This window comes from Rossellomorea vietnamensis NBRC 101237 (assembly GCF_001591825.1).
Taxonomy (GTDB): domain Bacteria; phylum Bacillota; class Bacilli; order Bacillales; family Bacillaceae_B; genus Rossellomorea; species Rossellomorea vietnamensis.
Genome location: NZ_BCVQ01000006.1, coordinates 61952 through 80704, shown reverse-complemented (window position 1 = coordinate 80704; position 18753 = coordinate 61952). Strand labels below are relative to the sequence as shown.

General features: G+C 45.6%; 20 protein-coding genes. 13 read left to right on the top strand and 7 right to left on the bottom strand.

Annotation, left to right across the window (positions count from 1 at the left end):
• Positions 1-180 precede the first annotated feature (180 nt).
• From BVI01S_RS05280 to BVI01S_RS05265, 4 genes are all read left to right on the top strand, one after another.
• A complete protein-coding gene (locus tag BVI01S_RS05280; RefSeq protein ID WP_061809530.1) occupies positions 181-699 on the top strand; it encodes a hypothetical protein in 519 nt (172 codons plus the stop codon).
• Positions 700-778: 79 nt separating this feature from the next.
• The gene (locus tag BVI01S_RS05275) at positions 779-1837 is read left to right on the top strand and encodes a C45 family autoproteolytic acyltransferase/hydrolase (protein WP_061809529.1); all 1059 of its coding nucleotides are present in this window, start codon (positions 779-781) and stop codon (positions 1835-1837) included.
• Positions 1838-2051: 214 nt separating this feature from the next.
• A complete protein-coding gene (locus BVI01S_RS05270; RefSeq protein WP_061809528.1) occupies positions 2052-2621 on the top strand; it encodes a helix-turn-helix domain-containing protein in 570 nt (189 codons plus the stop codon).
• A gap of 37 nt (positions 2622-2658) precedes the next feature.
• A complete protein-coding gene (locus tag BVI01S_RS05265) occupies positions 2659-3906 on the top strand; it encodes an ATP-binding protein (protein ID WP_061809527.1) in 1248 nt (415 codons plus the stop codon).
• A 47-nt stretch (positions 3907-3953) separates the two neighbouring features.
• Here the strand turns inward: BVI01S_RS05265 and BVI01S_RS05260 are convergent, their stop codons facing one another.
• Complete coding sequence (locus tag BVI01S_RS05260) at positions 3954-4628, bottom strand: NAD(P)H-dependent oxidoreductase (protein WP_061809526.1); 675 nt, start codon at positions 4626-4628, stop codon at positions 3954-3956.
• A gap of 411 nt (positions 4629-5039) precedes the next feature.
• Between BVI01S_RS05260 and BVI01S_RS05255 the strand changes: the two genes are divergently transcribed.
• From BVI01S_RS05255 to BVI01S_RS22475, 6 genes are all read left to right on the top strand, one after another.
• Positions 5040-5291: a FeoA family protein gene (locus tag BVI01S_RS05255; RefSeq protein ID WP_034762401.1), complete on the top strand. Its 252-nt coding sequence runs from the start codon at positions 5040-5042 to the stop codon at positions 5289-5291.
• Positions 5292-5293: 2 nt separating this feature from the next.
• The gene (locus tag BVI01S_RS05250; protein ID WP_061809525.1) at positions 5294-6019 is read left to right on the top strand and encodes a FeoB small GTPase domain-containing protein; all 726 of its coding nucleotides are present in this window, start codon (positions 5294-5296) and stop codon (positions 6017-6019) included.
• Entirely contained in the window at positions 6006-7397 is a 1392-nt protein-coding gene (locus BVI01S_RS05245) for a nucleoside recognition domain-containing protein (RefSeq protein ID WP_061809566.1), read from the top strand. The genes BVI01S_RS05250 and BVI01S_RS05245 overlap by 14 nt, the downstream gene beginning before the upstream one ends.
• A gap of 107 nt (positions 7398-7504) precedes the next feature.
• Complete coding sequence (locus BVI01S_RS05240; protein ID WP_061809565.1) at positions 7505-8113, top strand: class I SAM-dependent methyltransferase; 609 nt, start codon at positions 7505-7507, stop codon at positions 8111-8113.
• A 74-nt stretch (positions 8114-8187) separates the two neighbouring features.
• Positions 8188-9105 (top strand): ketopantoate reductase family protein, encoded by a 918-nt coding sequence (locus BVI01S_RS05235; RefSeq protein WP_061809524.1) that lies wholly within the window; start codon positions 8188-8190, stop codon positions 9103-9105.
• A gap of 302 nt (positions 9106-9407) precedes the next feature.
• Positions 9408-9569: a hypothetical protein gene (locus BVI01S_RS22475; protein WP_156030121.1), complete on the top strand. Its 162-nt coding sequence runs from the start codon at positions 9408-9410 to the stop codon at positions 9567-9569.
• Positions 9570-9639: 70 nt separating this feature from the next.
• On the opposite strand, the gene BVI01S_RS05230 is transcribed toward BVI01S_RS22475, so the two are convergent.
• The 6 genes from BVI01S_RS05230 to BVI01S_RS05205 form a co-directional block, all read right to left on the bottom strand.
• The gene (locus BVI01S_RS05230; RefSeq protein ID WP_061809523.1) at positions 9640-10959 is read right to left on the bottom strand and encodes a (Fe-S)-binding protein; all 1320 of its coding nucleotides are present in this window, start codon (positions 10957-10959) and stop codon (positions 9640-9642) included.
• A complete protein-coding gene (gene glcD, locus BVI01S_RS05225) occupies positions 10956-12368 on the bottom strand; it encodes a glycolate oxidase subunit GlcD (RefSeq protein WP_061809522.1) in 1413 nt (470 codons plus the stop codon). Before glcD ends, BVI01S_RS05230 begins: the two co-directional genes overlap by 4 nt.
• Positions 12369-12467: 99 nt before the next feature.
• Positions 12468-13634, bottom strand: a complete 1167-nt coding sequence (gene anmK, locus BVI01S_RS05220; protein ID WP_061809521.1) for an anhydro-N-acetylmuramic acid kinase AnmK — start codon at positions 13632-13634, stop codon at positions 12468-12470.
• A complete protein-coding gene (locus tag BVI01S_RS05215; RefSeq protein WP_061809520.1) occupies positions 13634-14539 on the bottom strand; it encodes a BadF/BadG/BcrA/BcrD ATPase family protein in 906 nt (301 codons plus the stop codon). The genes anmK and BVI01S_RS05215 overlap by 1 nt, the downstream gene beginning before the upstream one ends.
• Before the next feature lie 3 nt (positions 14540-14542).
• Positions 14543-15640: a DUF871 domain-containing protein gene (locus BVI01S_RS05210; protein ID WP_061809519.1), complete on the bottom strand. Its 1098-nt coding sequence runs from the start codon at positions 15638-15640 to the stop codon at positions 14543-14545.
• Positions 15641-15652: 12 nt separating this feature from the next.
• Complete coding sequence (locus BVI01S_RS05205) at positions 15653-15991, bottom strand: PTS lactose/cellobiose transporter subunit IIA (RefSeq protein ID WP_061809518.1); 339 nt, start codon at positions 15989-15991, stop codon at positions 15653-15655.
• A gap of 159 nt (positions 15992-16150) precedes the next feature.
• Here BVI01S_RS05205 and BVI01S_RS05200 point away from each other — a divergent pair, with 159 nt between their 5' ends.
• From BVI01S_RS05200 to BVI01S_RS05190, 3 genes are read left to right on the top strand one after another with little or no spacing between them, the layout of a single operon-like run.
• Positions 16151-17017 (top strand): MurR/RpiR family transcriptional regulator, encoded by an 867-nt coding sequence (locus BVI01S_RS05200; RefSeq protein WP_034762420.1) that lies wholly within the window; start codon positions 16151-16153, stop codon positions 17015-17017.
• Positions 17018-17019: 2 nt separating this feature from the next.
• Positions 17020-17325 (top strand): PTS sugar transporter subunit IIB, encoded by a 306-nt coding sequence (locus BVI01S_RS05195; RefSeq protein WP_060673327.1) that lies wholly within the window; start codon positions 17020-17022, stop codon positions 17323-17325.
• 27 nt (positions 17326-17352) lie between these two features.
• Positions 17353-18633, top strand: a complete 1281-nt coding sequence (locus BVI01S_RS05190; RefSeq protein WP_061809517.1) for a PTS sugar transporter subunit IIC — start codon at positions 17353-17355, stop codon at positions 18631-18633.
• Positions 18634-18753 lie beyond the last annotated feature (120 nt).

Below are 18753 nucleotides of genomic sequence, written 5' to 3'. Positions count from 1 at the left end.
GGGACGGTCTTGATGGCCGTCTTCTTTTAATTCAGCTGCTGAATATTTGGATGATTTCAGCAGCTGAATTAAAAGAACGAATACAGGTGGATGATTGTATACCCCTAAACTCATCACAAGATATATCAAAACAAGATAAGTATATGGTAAAATAAACCACAAATGACAGGGGGGTAACAAGTGACATTATTTTTCATTTTGGGTATTGTCGGACTTTTCTTTTTTTCAAAAATCCCGAGAGAGAGACTCTATATATTTAAGTGTATTCAATCTCTAAATAAGTTTAATTGGTTTCAGAATCCCTGGTTAGTCGGTGTATTCTTGTTTGGGATGAATCTATTATTATTCGGTACAACCGGGCTGCTATTGTATGGTACGACTCTACTGATGATTCCATACATTCACCTTGTCATTATAATGGCTGCCACTGTATTGAGTCTTCTCGTATGGAGTTCACTTGTCCGTACGAAAGTGTGGGTGAAAGGGGAACGATGGAAAGCAGGAACGGTCGGAAGCAGTTTCTATTTGGTTCTTTTTTTGTTTATCCTGTACCAATGGGTCACGTATGTACCTCAATATCCAGGTGAAGACGGATTTATGGCCTTCATCGGTTTTTTCCTTGGGTTAGTGGTGACGGGTATGGCGTTTCTCATATGTTTTATAATCATTGTTTTTCTTCCAGTTGATAAACGTGTATAGGAGGATGGCGATTCCTTTCTTTTTCTGATCCATTCTATTATCCTTGTAGAATAGATTCTGATGAAAATGAGGTTTTAGCATGAAAACAATACATAGCGATGTGATTCAATTTCGTGGTTCCCATTATGACTTCGGGATTATGCAAGGGGAACGGATAAAGGATTCCATAACGGTTAGAAATCGGGAGAATCAGTGGAAGGTACGAAAACCAAGGTTTTCTATCAGTATTGAAGAAACAAAGACTGTGATCGGAAGATTTGCCCCAGGGGTCTGGGATGAACTCCTTGGGTTACAAGAAGCCCTCCAGTGGCCGATGGAGCGGGTGCTGAAGGAGTTTGGCGGCTACCGGGTGGATTATGTGAAGTCCGGCTGCTCGATCGTAACGGGTAAAGACTACTTGATCAGGAATTATGACTATCATCCGAAAACGTATGAGGGACGTTATACGTTCTTTCAGCCAACGGATACAGGATACGCAATCATCGGCCCTAGCCAACGCGTGACGGGCAGGATGGACGGGATGAACGAACATGGCCTCTCATTGGGGTATAACTTCATGCACCGCAAGAATCCCGGAGATGGTTTCATTTGCTGCATGATCGGACGATTGATCCTTGAATCCTGTAAAGATGTTACCGAAGCCGTCGAGATGCTGAAGGAAATCCCTCATAGGCATTCGTTCAGTTATGTGGTGTTTGATCGAAGTGGGGAGACGTATATCGTTGAAACCTCACCACGTGGGGTGGCGACTCGGCAAGCCAAGGCATGCACCAACCATTTTGAAATGATGACCGATGAGAACAGAAATCACCTGGTCGATTCCAAGCGGAGATTGAGCATCATCAAGGAAACGGGGGATCAAGACGCTCATAGTGCATTCCGATTAATGAATGATACGGGGAAAGGGGTGTTCTCGGATCTTTACGGCAGCTGGGCCGGAACGATTCATACATCGGCTTATTTTCCAAAAGAAATGAAAGCATGGTTTGCTCTTGGCGGAGACCGGGATCCTGTTATCTTCGATTTTGCCGAATGGCTAAAGGGGGAAGATGTTGAACAGGAAAAATTGATGGGGAAAGTGGATACTGATATTCCGTTTGTTCATATGGATGAAGGGGCGGATTGGTTCAGGAACTAAATATAGGACTTCAGGTTTACTCCTGGAGTTCTTTTTTTATGAATGGACGGGGACGGAAATTCCATTTTACTAGAAGAATTTTTTTGATTTTTCCTTAAATGTAGGGCTTTTAGTCGGTTTTACGATATTTTGCAATAGTGACAAAATAGTCACATAGTTTTTGAATATTGAATCAGTATAATAGAACTAGAAAGGTTTTGTAGGAGGGATGCGAATGGGTCATCAAAAGAGAAATTGGCTAGAGAGATTAAGAAAAATGAAGGGGTATAGCCAAGAAGACATTGCTTATTTAGTTCACATCGACAGATCTTATTATTCAAAGATTGAAAGTGGTGTAAGAGTCCCAAGTAAGAGGCTTGCAGAGAACTTGGCAGACTTATTGAAATTTCATGTTTCCATCTTCGAATTAGAAGAAAGTCCCTTTTATTTTGCCCTCCAAGATTCTCCTATGGTAATTGCCCATTTTGATTTGGATTTAAGATATACGTGGATTTTTAACCCGAATCCTGAACTTGACCCCGTGACTGTGATTGGAAGAAACGATGTGGAATTAGGGGACAACCATGGTACGAGGGAATTAATGAAAGTAAAACAAGAAGTAATAAAGAACCGTACATCATTAAGAAAGGTTATCGTATTCCCGATAGCTGATCAATTGTATGAGTATGATGTAAACTGTCATCCGTTATTTAATCATAAAGGAGAGCTGATCGGGGGGAGTTCGGCCTCTACACAGTTGATAAAAGAGGGAAATCCGATCTCTGATTATGAAATTCACTCCTGATAAAGGTTGCCGATTGAAATGAGGGAGGGGTGTTTGTTTGCATGATTCTGTCTTAACGAACTTATTATTGAACTTTTTATTTATTCTAGTGGGACTACTCCTTTTCGCCCTTTATTATGACGCCACAAAGAAGCACCCTTCAAAAAGGATTGTCATCATCTTCTCCACTGTCACGATTCTATTATGTGTGATGTTCAGTCATAAGCTGGCAGATGGCGTCTATGTAGATTTGCGAAGGATCCCCTTTTTTCTGGCCAGCTTATATTTCGGCCCGGTCGTTTCCTTCGTTCTAATGGTCATGATCATAGCGCTACGGTATTTCATCATTGGGAGCGGTCTTATCCATTTGGTGATTCTCAACTATTTTGTCACTTTTTTAATTTTGGCAGCCTTTTCAAAAGGATTTCTGCGTGCTAAGAAAAAAGTGAAAGTATTATTCATGATTATCATCTGTTTCAGTATGACGATATTTAACCTTCTGTTTGGGTATATTCATCAAGCTGAAATCACGGTGGATGAGTATCTGTATCTCGTTCTCATTCCGCTGGCAGCGACTATTATATCAGTGATGATCGCGGAAATGATACGGAAATTGATGGAGATGAAAAAGACTTTGTCTCAACATGAGAAGCTTCAGGTTGTGAGCCGGTTGGCAGCGAGTATCTCCCATGAAATCCGAAATACATTGACTTCATCCAAAGGATTTCTGCAGCTGGTACAAGAAGAAAAAGACATAAAAACACAGAAAGAATTTATAGAGTTGTCTTTAAAAGGGATTGATCAGGCCACTCATGTTATAGAGGAATATTTGACGTTTACCAATTCAACGCCAGAAAAGTCGGAAAGTATCGATGTAAAGGATTCACTTATGGAGCTGATTGAAATCATCAAATCAAAGGCTGCACATATCTCCTTCCGTTATCAACTTTTAGACGGTATCCATGTAGAAGGGCAACGCCATAATTTTATTAAATGCATGGGGAATATCATGACCAATGCTATAGAGTCCATGCCTCGGGGTGGGCAGATATCGATTGGGATGGTTGAGAAGGAGAACGTAATCATTTCCATTTCTGATTCGGGTAAAGGAATGACCGATGAGCAGATTCGACGTTTCGGTGAACCGTTCTTTACAACAAAGAATGAAGGCACTGGCCTCGGGATCATGGCAGCCACGATCATTGTTCATTCCATGAAGGGGAAAATTGAAGTGGAAAGTGAACTGAACAAAGGGACAACGGTAATGATAGAATTGCAAAAAGCCATTAAGACAGAAGCAGGCTAACAAGAGAAAAAAGGAATCCCGACGGACGCGGGATTCCTTTCATTTATTTATACGAACTTCACGATATCCTCAAATGGTCGACGGGATTTCGGTGCTGGATCCTTGACCCGGTAACCGAATGCCACCATGACGGAAATGCCGAAGTGTCCATCTTCAAGCAGGCCTTCTTCATTCAGTAATGTATTCATCTTCTCAACATCAAATCCTTCGATCGGGCAGGAGTCTACACCGATCTGGGCAGCGGCGGTCATCATATTGCCAAGGGCTATATACGTCTGCTTTCCGGCCCAGTCGTATAGAGGACGGTCGCCTTCAAGTAAATCGAAATCAACCTTCTGAAACTGTTCGATCCGTTCTAAATACTTTGCCAAATGATCTTCAGGCATCTTCTTCTTATTTTTGAAATGATCCTGTAAATAGTCTGAATCGTACTTGGTATCTTTCTTGGTCCTTGCAAGGATCACGACGAAATGACTGGCTTCCGGCAGTTTTCCGTAGGCTCCCCACGCGGTGTTCTTGATCTTTTCCCTCAGTTCAGGATTTTGGATGACCACAAATCTCCATGGTTCGAACCCGAATGAGCTCGGTGACAATCTCCCCGTTTCCATAATGAACCTGAAGTCGTCTTCGGAAACCTTCTTGTCCGGATCGAACTCCTTGGTAGCATGTCTGAAATGGTAAGCATCTAGTATGTCTTGCTTGATCTGGTCTTTTGTAGACATTGAATATTCACTCCTTAATCCATTAATTCCAACATGTTTAACTTACCACAAGTTCAGGAGGTTAATCATGTGATGTGTTTGGTGGAACTTTTTTCGATAGGGTGAAACAAATGTTTCATTGTATCCGTAAATAAGGAAAAGAGTTGATTATACATGGGAGGGAAGAGGGAGAGCTTGATCTAATGGGGTATCTTGGTTAATAAGTGCTTTCCATATGTCTGTTTCAAAAAGGGGTATCTGGCTGCCAGATGCTTCTTTTTTATGTCATAAATGGACATCCACTTAAAAAATCTATAAAAATATGAAACTTTGTTTGACATTTTTGGGGTGAAGGGAATAAGATGAACATATAATTTGCACAAGGGAAACTTTTTAATATAAAGACAATATAATTTACCGGAGGAATGAAATATGTCCGAAGTCAAGAAGCTGCTTCTTTCAGAATGTAAACCAGGTGACCGCGTTCTTATAACATCACTATCATTAGAAGGTACCATGAGAAGAAGATTATTGGATTTAGGGTTTGTAAGGGGGTCCGAGGTAGCGGTCGTTCAAAAAAGTCCACTGGGAGATCCGATGGCTTTTCGAGTGAGTGACACCACGATTGCCCTTCGTAAAGAAGAAAGTTCAAGGATTCATGTTGAGAAAATAGGAGGTGCGTAAAGATGGAATCATACAGAATTGCTCTTGCAGGAAATCCGAATACCGGGAAAAGTACATTATTCAATCTGTTGACAGGTTTAAGACAGCACACAGGGAACTGGCCGGGGAAAACGGTCATTCACGCAGAAGGAGAGTTCAATCACAAGGATACGGATTTCACTATCGTCGATTTACCGGGGACGTACTCTCTTTATTCCAATTCAGCGGATGAGGAAGTGGCCCGGGATTATATCATTTTTGATAAACCGGATGTGACGCTGGTGGTACTCGATGCAACGTCCCTTGAGAGAAACATGAACCTCGCCCTTCAAGTGATGGAAATGACGGATCGAGTGATCGTAGCCCTCAATTTGATGGATGAAGCGAAGAAAAAAGGAATCGAAGTCAACAGTGAAGCACTAAGCAAAAAACTGGGCGTACCGGTTGTGAAGATATCGGCAAGAAATAAAACGGGCATCAAAGAGTTATTGGATACCGTCCATGAAATGGCCCAAGGAAATGTACCGACCACTCCATACCGCATGACCTATTCTGCGGATATCGAAGCAAAAATAGAAGAGCTTTCGCCAAAAGTACGCCAAATGATCGGGGATGAGTTTCCGATTCGCTGGATTTCCCTGCGATTATTGGATGGAGACGAAAGCATACTCAACTCGTTGAATGATTATTTCCGGAGGGAACAAAAGAGAGGAGGAATTTCCAATGTCTCAGTCAATGCAACCACATAATGGTGATCAGGGTCTTACGTTTTTATTCAATCATGCGAAAGGGATGTCGAGTGACAACCTGCGGGATGAGATTGTAGAAAACATTTATTCGACGAGCAGAGGGATTTGCAAGGAAGTCGTAAAATACAAAAACAAAGAACGGATCCATTCCGAAAAGCTGGATAAAGTGTTGACTTCACCAATTTGGGGATTCCCCATCATGCTTGCCATGCTTGGAGCGGTTTTTTATCTGACGATTGCGGGGGCGAATATCCCATCCAGCATGCTTGCGGAAGGATTTGCCTGGATGGAAGGGAAGTTGACCCTGCTCTTTAACGCCATGAATGCACCAGCATGGCTTCACGGTGTGCTCGTTCTGGGATTTTTCAGGGGTACCGGATGGGTGATCAGCGTCATGCTTCCTCCGATGGCCATTTTCTTCCCGGCTTTTGCTCTTCTGGAGAATTACGGGTATTTACCCCGTGTCGCCTTCAATATGGATCGCCTGTTTAAGAAAGCGGGAGGCCATGGAAAGCAATCCCTGACGATGGCGATGGGCTTTGGATGTAATGCTGCTGCCATCATGTCGACGCGTATCATCGAATCACCGAGAGAACGGATGCTGGCCATCCTGACGAATAACTTTGTTCCTTGTAATGGTCGCTGGCCGACTCTGATCCTTCTTGCTTCCCTGTTCATGGCGGCCGGGTATGCGGGTGGGATGGCGTCCCTCGTGACGGCAGGAATGGTCATGACCATGGTATTGATCGGAATTGTCGTGACCATTACGGTTTCATGGGTGCTATCGAAAACAGCCCTTAGAGGCGTGCCGACTCATTACACGCTTGAGTTACCGCCATACCGCCGTCCGAAAATCTGGAGTACCGTATTGCGCTCGAGTAAAGATAAGTCCTGGTATGTGTTAAAAAGAGCGGTGATCGTTGCCGCACCAGCATCGATCATCACGTGGATCATTGCCAACATCAATATCGGTGACACGAGCATCCTCATGCATTTTGTACAGTTCCTTGATCCGTTCGGGCAGGCACTCGGTATGGATGGTTTCATCCTGGCCGCCTTCATCATCGGGCTGCCTGCCAACGAAATTGTGGTGCCGATCCTGATCATGGCCTATCTTTCTCAAGGGGCTATGCTTGAACTGGATGATCTGACCGAGTTAAAAGCTGTTTTCGTCAGTCATGGGTGGACGTGGTTAACGGCACTGAATATGATGCTCTTTTCACTGCTCCATTTCCCTTGCGGTACGACGCTTGTGAATATCTACAAGGAAACGAAAAGCAAGAAATGGACGTTCCTGTCCTTTGCGATTCCGACAGCGATTGCGATCGGGGTCACATTCCTGGTAGCAACGATTGTCAGGGCATTGGGCTGGGTATAAGACATATGAAAGCAAATCCTATTAAAGGGGTTTGCTTTTTTATGTCTGAAAGGAATCGTGGTACGATGGAAGAGCATATATATGGCAGGTTCAATAAGGAGAACAAAATGAACGAACATGATTACGATACATTACTGAATATCAAAACGGGGGATCGTCAAATAGGCTTCCACAGATCTTTTCACTATCATCGCTATGAACCGACTCCTTACGCGGCATTAGAGGAGTTATTTCGGCATTATGAACTGAAAAGCAGTGACCGTGTCGTGGATTTCGGATGTGGAAAAGGCCGCTTGAACTTCTTCGTTCATCATCTCTTTCAATCGACTGTCATCGGTGTCGAAATGAACGACGAGTTTTACGGTGATTGTATGAGGAATCTTGCGACCTACCGCGAGAAAACAAAAATCAGGAATGATGCGATTTCCTTTCGCCATTGCCTGGCTGAGGACTATGAGATAAACCCGGCAGACAACCGTTTCTACTTTTTCAATCCCTTTTCCGTTCAAATTTTTATTAAAGTCATCAATCATATTCTATTATCAGTAGAATCCTTTCCACGTGATATCGAGATTCTTCTGTACTACAGCTCGGATGATTATGTTCATTTCCTGGAGGATCATCCATTATTTCAGCTGCGAAAAGAAGTTGTGTTAACAGGGGAGTTCGCGAAGAACGAATATGAGCGGTTTCTGGTTTATGGGTTAATGTACTGATCAGAACTTTTGATTTATCCGCTTTCATATTGGAGAATGTAATAGAAGATCTAACAGGAATGGAGGCGGAAGACATGAGAATATTGGTTGTAGGAGCAGGGGCCGTCGGAGGATACTTTGGAGGCAGATTGGCAGAGAAAGGTGAGGACGTCACGTTTCTCGTGCGGGATAGGAGGGAACATCAGCTGAAGGAACATGGACTTCATATCGAGAGCGTTCATGGCGATCATCACTTTCAGCCGAAGACCCTTAAGGCAGAAGAAAAAGCAGAACCCTTTGATGTCGTCCTATTATCCACCAAGGCGTATCACCTAGAAGGGGCCATCGATAGTCTACATCCGTTTGTAGGGGAGAACACCATGATTCTTCCATTGTTAAACGGCATGTCCCACGTCGAGGACTTGATCCAAGCGTTCGGGGAAGAAAAGGTGATAGGCGGCTTATGCTTTGTCGAGTCCACACTCGATGCTTCAGGTAAAGTCATTCAGACAAGCCCTATCCATGACCTGGTGTTTGGAGAGAGGAGTGGAAATCGGACGGAGCGAATCACCAGACTGGAAGAAGCTTTCTCTGGAACGAAAGCGAACTTCCGATTATCCGATGCCATCGAGCAGGAAATGTGGCATAAATATCTCTTCATCACCACCCTTTCAGGAGTTACATCCCTCTATCGTGCCCCGATCGGTCCGATCCGGGAGACCGCTGAAGGAGAGGGGCGGATCAAGACGGTCCTTTCTCAGGCAGCGATGGTCATGAGGAAGTTGGAGGCGCCACTTGCAGAAAAGATTGAAGACGCTCTTTACGATAAAATCAGCGGGATGGGCTACAGCATGAAGTCTTCCCTGCAACGTGATATGGAGAAGAATCTATCAGTGGAGGCCGATCATTTATACGGTTACCTACTGGAGGCTGCCGAGAGTCAGGACGTAGAGGTCCCTGATGTAAGGTTGATTTATGGGAATTTGAAGATTTATGAGATTGCGAGTCAGTGAGAATGGGAGACATCGGATGCCTGTTGGGGTGTCCGGTGTTTTTTTGATGGGTGGGGATGGGGTCAGCAGGTGAATAAATGGAAGAATTCAGCAGCTGAAAATTCTTGATCAGTCAGCAGCTGAATCCGAGGGGATATTCACCTGCTGATTTCGAAGAGATATTCAGCTGCTGAATATCAGAGTAAAATCAGCAGCTGAATCAAAACCTCAAAATCTCCTGCTCAAAAAACAAAAAAGAAACCTTCCCTCATCTCAATCGTATATACCAATAGAACCTACTCTACTCATAAAGGAGGCCTCCCATGAACAGGCTCATCACAATCAGTGCTGTACTCGTCGCCATAGCCACCATCATCATCTGGCTCACAACCAATGTCACCAATGCCCTCACACTGCTTGCAGCCTATGGAATCATCCTATCCTTTCTCGTCTACTTTTCTTTCTTTAAAATCAAAAAAAGATAAAAATCGAGGGACGGACCTCCAATCATTTCTTTTGCGGAAGCAAAAGGATGGTTGTGGAGGTCCGTCCCTCTCAGTCGACTGCTTCTAATAGGAAGTCGACGATGTGGATGGCTCGCATTTTATCTGATAGACCTTCCCGTTCGATGCCGAGTTTCATTTGGAGGAGGCAGCCCGGATTGGATGTGATGATGGTGGTGGCCCGGGTGTCTTCGACGTTTTCCATTTTGTGATCGAGGATCTTCATGGACATGTCGGATTCGACGATGTTGTATATCCCAGCTGAGCCGCAGCAGTGGTCGGCTTGTTTCATCTCAATGTAATCGGCACCTTCCACGGATTGGAGAAGTACCCTTGGTTCCAAGAAGGTTCTCTGAACGTTTCTTAAGTGACAGGAATCCTGGTACGTGATCCGTTGTGGTGCCACATTCAATGTCTTTTTATGAAACTCCAATTCTACCAGAATCGAAGAGATATCCTTGATCTTCTCTTTGAATATGACGGCGCGTTCTTTCCACTCGGGATCGTCTTTCAGCAGGTGATCATAATCAACTAGAAATGCTCCACATCCCCCTGCGTTGGTGATGATGTAATCGACGCCTTCATCTTCAAATGCCTCAATGTTCCGTTTGGCCAGCTCTTTCGCTGCATCCTTCTCTCCGCTGTGTCCATGCAAAGCCCCACAGCAGGTTTGCGTCTTCGGAATCACGATGTCACAGCCTGCCAGTTGAAGGAGTTTCGTTGTGGCCTTATTTGTTTCCAGAAACATCGTATCCATCAAGCAGCCGGAAAAGAAAGCGACTTTTTTACGGACCTCACCAATTGAGGAAAGGGAAGTCGGGCGTTCCTTCATCTCTTTCAATCTAGGAACTTGAGGCAGGACGCGTTCCATCGTGGCCATGCTTTCCGGGAACAGCTTCATCACTCCCGTGGTGTGGACAGCCTTCTGTAAACCGGAACGCTGATAGATTCCGAGAAGGTTCGTGACCATCCTCATTCGATCAGGATGGGGAAACAACCCTTCAAAAACGGTCTTCCTGACAATTCGGGCGGGAAAGGAGTGTTTTTTATTTTGATTGATGATATCCCTGGCTTCCTCGAGTAAGTGTCCATAATTAACGCCAGAAGGGCAGACAGGTTCACATGCCCTGCATCCGAGGCACAGATCCAGAGTACGCTCCACTTCTTCATCGGGCTCGATCACACCATCGACGACGGCCTTCATCAAGGCGATGCGCCCGCGTGGGGAGTGTGATTCCTTAAACCCCGATTCGATATAGGTAGGGCAGGAGGGTAGACAGAATCCGCATCTCATGCAATTCAATAGTTCATCTTCATTCATACGTGTTTTGAACTCTTGTTGTATCTTTTGTTTTTCCTGGACGGTCGTCATCTTGAAATCACCACACGTTTTCTTGATTCTTTCGCAAATACTTTATTCGGATTCATGATGTTATTGGGATCGAAGGATTGCTTGATCATTTTCATGGCGTTGATTCCTTCAGCACCAAGTTTCCATTCGAGATAAGGGGCCTTCATCATGCCGACCCCGTGTTCACCCGTAATGGTGCCGCCCAATTCAATGGCATGAGCGAAGATTTCTTCAAAGGCCGCTTCGACCCGCTCCATTTCATCTTTGTCCCTGGCATCTGTCGCAACGGTCGGGTGAAGGTTTCCGTCTCCTGCATGTCCAAAGGTGCAAATCTTCACCCCATGACGTTCGGCTATATCATTGATCGCTTTCACCATCTTGGCAATTTCGGAACGTGGTACCGTCGCATCTTCCAAGATTGTCGTCGGCTTTAGTCTGGCAAGAGCCGAGAGGGCAGAACGCCGGGCAGTGCGAAGGGCATCTGCTTCGATATCCGTTTTTGCGAGTTGGACGGATACGGCATCGTTTTCCACACACACTTCTTCGATGCGCTTCATATCTCGTGCCACCACTTCAGGAGGACCATCCTGTTCAATCAGCAGGACGGCTTTCACATCGGTAGGCAGGCCGATTTTGGCAAAATCCTCTACCACTTCCAATGTAGGCTGGTCCAGAAATTCCAAGGTAGTCGGAATGATCCGATTCGAGATGATGCTCGACACACTTTTAGCAGCTGCTTCTATGTCCTGATAAAGGGCAAGCATCGTCTGTTTCGTCTCTGGCATGGGAACGAGCTTTAATGTCGCTTCCGTGATGACACAAAGGGTTCCTTCCGACCCCACAAACAGGCGGGTCAAGTCATACCCGGCCACATCTTTTGCGAGTTTCCCGCCGGTACGGATGATATCACCATTTGGGAGCACCGCTTCAAGGGCTAGTACATAATCCCGGGTGACGCCATATTTCAACCCTCTCAAGCCACCGGAGTTTTCATTGATATTCCCTCCGATGGTGGAGATTTTCATGGAGCTCGGGTCTGGAGGATAGAAGAGTCCCTTGGCTTCAACGGAGTGAATCAAATCAAGTGTAACAACCCCAGGCTGGACGGTGATCGTTAAATTTTCTTCATCCAATTCGAGGATGTTGTTCATATGGGTGAAAAGTAGAACAAGTCCGCCTTCAGTTGGGCACGTACCGGCACAAAGATTTGTTCCTGAGCCCCGCGGGACAATCGGGATGCCATGTTCATTGCAGATCTTCACGATTGCCGATACTTCCCCGGTTGACCTGGGAACGATAATGGCATCGGGCATGGATTGATAGTTGGGTGTTGCATCATAGGAATAGACAAGTTTTTCAGCAGGGGTATCACGGTAGTTGTCTTCACCGACGATGCTGACGAGCTGATTCTTGATATCAGGGGTGATCATAGTGGTTTCCACCTTTATTAGCGATTTTTTCAAAGTTGTTCATAAAATGACTAGAGAGACGGTACCCGACTGGGGTCAAGGTCCGTCCCTCCTGATACATTATGTTGTGATGATGGGGCTTGGTGTGATCGACCCGAGGATGACGGGTTTTTTCGCTCCGGTTGCCCCAGGGACGTTGCCTGGTTTGCCGTGTAGCGTTTCGTTGGCTAATAGTGCAAAGGCAATCGCTTCCTTGGCATCGGAGGAGTATCCGATATCTTCCTGAATGAGGATTGTCACTTCAGGGAGAAGTTCCTTCATCATTTGGAGAAGGGTCCCGTTATAGCTTCCCCCGCCACCGATGATGACTTCATTGATCGGATGCCGAGGGAAGACGAATGTTTTATAAGCATCCGAAATGGAGAGGGCGGTAAAGTAGGTTGCCGTAGCAATCAGATCTTCTTTCGGGATATTGGTGTATTCCTGAAGTATCCGGTTCACGAATACCTCACCAAACAGTTCCCTGCCGGTGGACTTGGGAGGCGCTTTCTGAAAGAAATCCTTTTCCCACTCCATCCATTTCCGTGCTGCTTCAGGGTGAACCGTTCCCCTGGCGGCAATCGATCCATCCTCGTCATAAGAGAAGCCGAATAACTTCCCGCACAGTCCATCGATCACCATATTCCCGGGACCTGTGTCAAAAGCAAACACCTCTTCAAGGGAACAGTCTTTCGGCAGGACGGTCACATTCCCGATTCCCCCGATGTTCTGGAGGAGCCTGCCCCCATCCTTTTTCCGGTAGAGCAGGAACTCTGTATAAGGGACAAGGGGTGCCCCTTCTCCTCCTGCAGCCATATCCATGGAACGGAAATTGGATATCACCTGTGTGTGAGTCCTGTAGGCAATCACGCTCGGTTCTCCGATTTGAAGAGTGGAAGCAACCGAATCTTCCGTATGAAAGGGCTGATGATAGACCGTTTGTCCATGTGATCCGATAAAGCTGAGATCGTCAACAGAGATGCCTGCCTCCGCACATACTTTCTCTACGGCATCGGCGTATACGTCTCCAAGCTCAAAATGCAGGCTGGATAAAAGAGGGGTGGAAGAACGATCAAGACTCATGACATCAAAGATTTTCTTTTTCACCGGTTGTGAAAAAGGCGTAGTTGAATACTGGACAAGCTCCACCACGGTGTCCGTCCCTGCTCCTTCGATGGAAACAAGGGCGGCATCCACCGCGTCAACGGACGTACCGGACATCAGCCCGACTGCTAAACGTTTACTCATCATACATACCTCCCCAATTGGATTGCTTCAATGATATCCACTGCGCCTGTAGCAGGGGATATGGAATCGGTGATGAAAGTCGGTTCGTTAAATCGTTTTGAAACGGTTTCTTTAAAAATGGACTGAACAACCGGATTGTGTTCAAGCACACTGCCTTTTAATGCGATGACCGGATGTGATTCAAGCTGTAACTTCTCGATCAATGCGATAGTCTGCCCGGCAAGGAGTTCGCCTGCTCTCTTTAATAAATGAAGGGAATAGTCATCCCCGGCCTGTGCTTCCTCGTGAATCACTTTCGCAAGCCTGGCAATCTCCCCTTTGGAGGAAGAATAGATGAATCCTTTCAATCCTTGGGGGTCTGTAGCGTTGATGGTGTTCAGTATGTTGCGGGAAAGAGGGGAGAGCGGAGTGGCTAAGTCCATTTCCCTGACGATCCTTTTGCTCGCTTCGATGGCAATATGGTAGGCACTGCCCTCGTCTCCAAGTAAGTGTCCCCAGCCCCCGGTTGTTCCTTCTCTTTTTCCGTTTCTTCCGTAACAAATCGATCCCGTGCCCGCGATCGTCATCACACCATTCCGGTTACCGATCAAACTGAAATAGGCAAGAGTGGCATCGTTTATAAGAATGATGGGAAGGGAAGTCATCCTGCTCAATTCTGACTGAATCATTTGTGATAGATTTCCCGACCCTCCGCCTGCCATCCCGATCACAATATGTGTGGCCGCTTCTCTAGTATGGTTCAGGCATTGTTGAACGACAGATGAGAGGTTCTGCAATGCTTCCTCATACGAGACGGACGGATTCCCGTGTCCGGATAAACTTTGGAAAAGGATATTTTTCTCCCTATCCATGACAAGTCCCTGAACCTTCGTTCCGCCTGCATCGATTCCTATTATTCTAGTCATCTCTTAAACCTTCTCACAAGGCTTGAAGGCAAATTTGCCCCAAGGGTTCAGATAATCCAACAAGAATATTTCTTCTTCACGGATCCGTCCGACCACGTTCGTCTTACCGGAGTTCTCCATATCCTTGAGGGCAATCTGAAGTTCTCCCGCGTATTGGGCATACAGGTCGTTTTCAATGATAATGTCTCCACGCTTGATGTCGACGTTGTTATGGGGCGCAAATTCTCTACCTCTGTATTTGACGCGGCTTTGAGTGGAACGGATCATATAATCCGATACATCTCCACGGTAAAAATGAGGTTCTTCAAAGATGATCGTTTTCTCTAGGTCCGTTGTCGTGTCATGGGTTTCGACGCTGAAAGTGAGCTTCGATGTATTCAGTTCACTAAGCAGCTGCATCTCACGTTCCGATGCATAAGCATTGCTGATGATGACGTCGTCGATCAATCCAGTGGCAAACAGATGCTTCGCCTGCACATCAATAGGAAGGGATCGGTGCATCTCCAGTGTAGGCAATCCTTCTGTGACAGGCCATGGACCGAATGTGGCATCAGCGGAAGACACAAAGGCTGCCGTTCTCATGCCGAAATCTTTGAATTTCTGGCTGCAGTCGATAAAGAAAGGATAAGATAAGCCGGAGTAGCGGTGCGGATAGAAGTTATGGCACCCTAATAATTGATCCTTATTGGGCTGATACGTCATGATGTTATCGATGTATTTCGTGGCATTGCTCATGTTCAATTCAATTTTTAAATCATAGGAGTTGTACGACATCATAGATTCCTCATGACCGGTATATCCGAGGTCAAGGCGGATACCGTGAGCACCCAGGTCGGCAAAAAAGGATAGATCATCGTAAGAAATATCCAGCTCTTTGAAAATACGTGGGCTGATGTCTGCGATGACCTCCATGTTTTTCTCACGGGCAAACTTGATCGTATCTTTGAAGTTCGCAATGATGCCTTCCTTGTCTCCTTCAACGGATAATAAGCAGGTAAACACACGTTGAAATCCGTAAGAAGCGGCAAGGGCCAAATACTCTTTATCTTTTTCAGTTACAGAATGATTCGGATAGATTGAAACTCCCAGTCTTTTACTCATCGTGACTCCTCCTTAATTCGATTGGTTTTCGAGTGCATGGATTCTCTTTAACATAGGAATCATTTGTTCAATTAATGAGATTTCACTGATCGACGTCATCAAGTGATCCTGTGCATGAATCATAAGAAGTGATTTTTCAAATTCTTCCCCGTTGATTTCGGCCTGTATCAGGCTTGTTTGCGTCTTATGGGCTTTATTCAGTTCGTCATGGGCGTTCTTTATCATCTCTTCAGCCTCATCGAATTTTCCTTCATGGGCTTTAGCGAGGGCTTCATAAGCCGTACTCTTCGCATTCCCACCGTTTGATATGATCTCGAATATTTCCATTTCCACGTTGCGGATCTCTGCCATCGTGTATTCCTCCCTGAACCTTTTTAGAACTCTTTTCTACTCATTTTGTAAAATAAAAGTTTAAATATTTTAAAATAATATTGAAATTTAATTTCATTATCGCATATAATCATATTAAACTGAAAGCCTTTTCAAGACAATCATTTTTTGGAGGTGACCATGACAGAATTTCAGGTTTTAAAACACATCAAAAGTCAGATGGAGAGCTTTACCCCGTCTGAAATTGCGGTTGCTCAATATGTGCTCGAATTTCCGGAGAAAGTGATGGAGATGACCACAAAGCAACTATCACACTCATGCGGCAGCAGTGAAGCCGCCATCATCCGGTTCTGCAAACGGATCGGGATCAACAGTTTCAGCGGCTTGAAGATCGAGCTCGCAAAAAGCACGAACATCGAAGAAACGAAGAGTCATGACATCAATACGCTCCTTTCCTTTGAAGATAATCTTGAAACCGTCTTCAATAAAGTATTGGTCAATACCTATCAAGCCATCAAGAATACGGAAAAGCTTTTTTCCATCGATGAACTCGGCAGGGCGGTCAATGCGTTCCATGAAGCCGAAAGAGTCTATCTGTATGGAGTGGGGGGTTCCGCAGTGGTAGCGGAAGATTTCACCCAGAAGCTGTTGAGATTGAACTACCTGGCATTTCAGGCAAGTGATATCCATATCCAGATGATGATGGCAGCGAACTTAACAGAGAGAGACGTTCTCTTCGTCGTTTCAACATCCGGTCAGACAAAAGAAATTTTGAAGCTGATGAACGTCGCACAGGAAAAGGGAGCCACCATCGTACTCCTGACACAGCACGGTAAATCACCGGCAAGAAAGCTCGCCGATATCGTACTGACGATTTCCGAGGAGGAACATAATATCCGAATCGGTACCATGACGGCAAGAATTGCTCAACTCGTCGTGATCGACGCTTTATTCGTGGCATTATGCATGAAAAAAGGACATGGCGTTTATGAGCAAATTATTCATACACATGAAGTGGTTCAGCGAATGAAAGAGGAGGAGGAATAGGGATGAAAGTATTATTCGTATGCTCTGGAGGAATGTCCAGTGCGATCGTCGTCAATGCCCTGAAAAAAGAAGGAACAAAAGAGGGGATTGAAATGGAAGTCCATGCAATCGGAACAGGGGAAGTATCCGAGGAGATCTCAAAGGGATGGGATGTATGTATGGTAGCACCTCAGATCAGACACCGATTTGATCAAGTGAAGAAAGCCGCCGATGAGGCCAATGTTCCATGCGGCCCGATTCCGCCACAGGCTTACACGCCATTAGGTGGGCCGACTTTACTGAAAACAGTAAAGGAATTAACAAACTAATTTAATAGGAAACAAGGGGGTAGTAACATGCAAACGTTTGTGAACTTTCTGGAGAATAATTTGTCAGGTCCAATGGCCAGGCTCTCTGAACAAAGGCATTTGCAAGCAATCCGGGATGGGGTTATTTCAGCACTGCCATTTATTATCGTCGGTTCATTCTTTCTGATCTTAGCGTTTCCGCCACTGCCTGACGCCTGGATATTCGGGGACATCAAACAGTGGGCAGCAGACAATATTGTCGAGATCCTGATTCCGTACCGTCTGACCATGTTCATCATGTCGCTCTATGTCGCCTTCGGGATCGGATACAATCTCTCGAAAAGCTATAAGCTGGATCCATTATCCGGGGCACAAATCTCAGTCGCGGCACTTCTATTGACCATCACACCGAAAGTAATGGACGGAGAAGGCTGGGTCCTTCCAATGACCAACTTAGGTGGGCAGGGATTATTTGTTTCCATGGTCGTCTCGATCCTGGCCGTCGAAATCCTGCGTTTCTGTAAGACAAAGAACATCACGATCAAAATGCCTGAGCAAGTACCGGCATCCGTTTCACGAAGCTTTGAAGCACTTATACCTGTAGCAATCGTTATTTTATTGATATCATCCGTTACTGTCTTAGCAGGGGTCGATCTGCATAAGTTGGTCGGTGTTGCGGTCGCACCACTGGTCACTGCCGGTGACAGCATATTCGGGGTATTGGTTCCGGTATTCCTGATCGATTTCTTCTGGTCATTCGGGATTCACGGGGTATCCGTGGTTGGAACCGTGGCCCGTCCACTATGGGAAGTATTCCTTGTGAACAACGCTGACGCGGTTGCAAGCGGGCAAGCAATCCCGCATATCGCTCCGGAAACGTTCTACCAATGGTTCATCTGGATCGGTGGATCAGGAGCCACGCTTGGATTGGTCCTTGCAATGGTCTTTTTCTCCCGTTCAAAATATTTAAAAGCACTAGGGAAAACATGTCTTGTACCGGGCCTTTTCAATATCAACGAGCCTGTCATCTTCGGTGCTCCAATCGTATTGAACCCGATCTTGATCATCCCATTCATCACTGTACCTTTGATCACAGCAACCATTTCCTATGTGGCCACCACTGTCGGTTTGGTATCTCCAACCTACATCATGCCGCCATGGACACTGCCTGCACCAATCGGCGCGTACCTTGCAACGGGTGGTGACTGGAGAGCAATCGTCATGGTACTGATCAATATCGGAATCTCATTTGCTATCTATTTCCCATTCTTGAAAATGTATGACAAGAAAATGTTGAAGATGGAAGAGAGCGAGCAACAAGCGGCATAGAAAAGCGGAAGGGGCTAGCCCTGAGGCGACAAGCATAAGACGAGTCATCCGGAAAGGCGTCCTTTGCCTTTTTCGATGAATTGGCTTATGACCTCGAGCCTCAAGCCCCTGGAGCTGGAC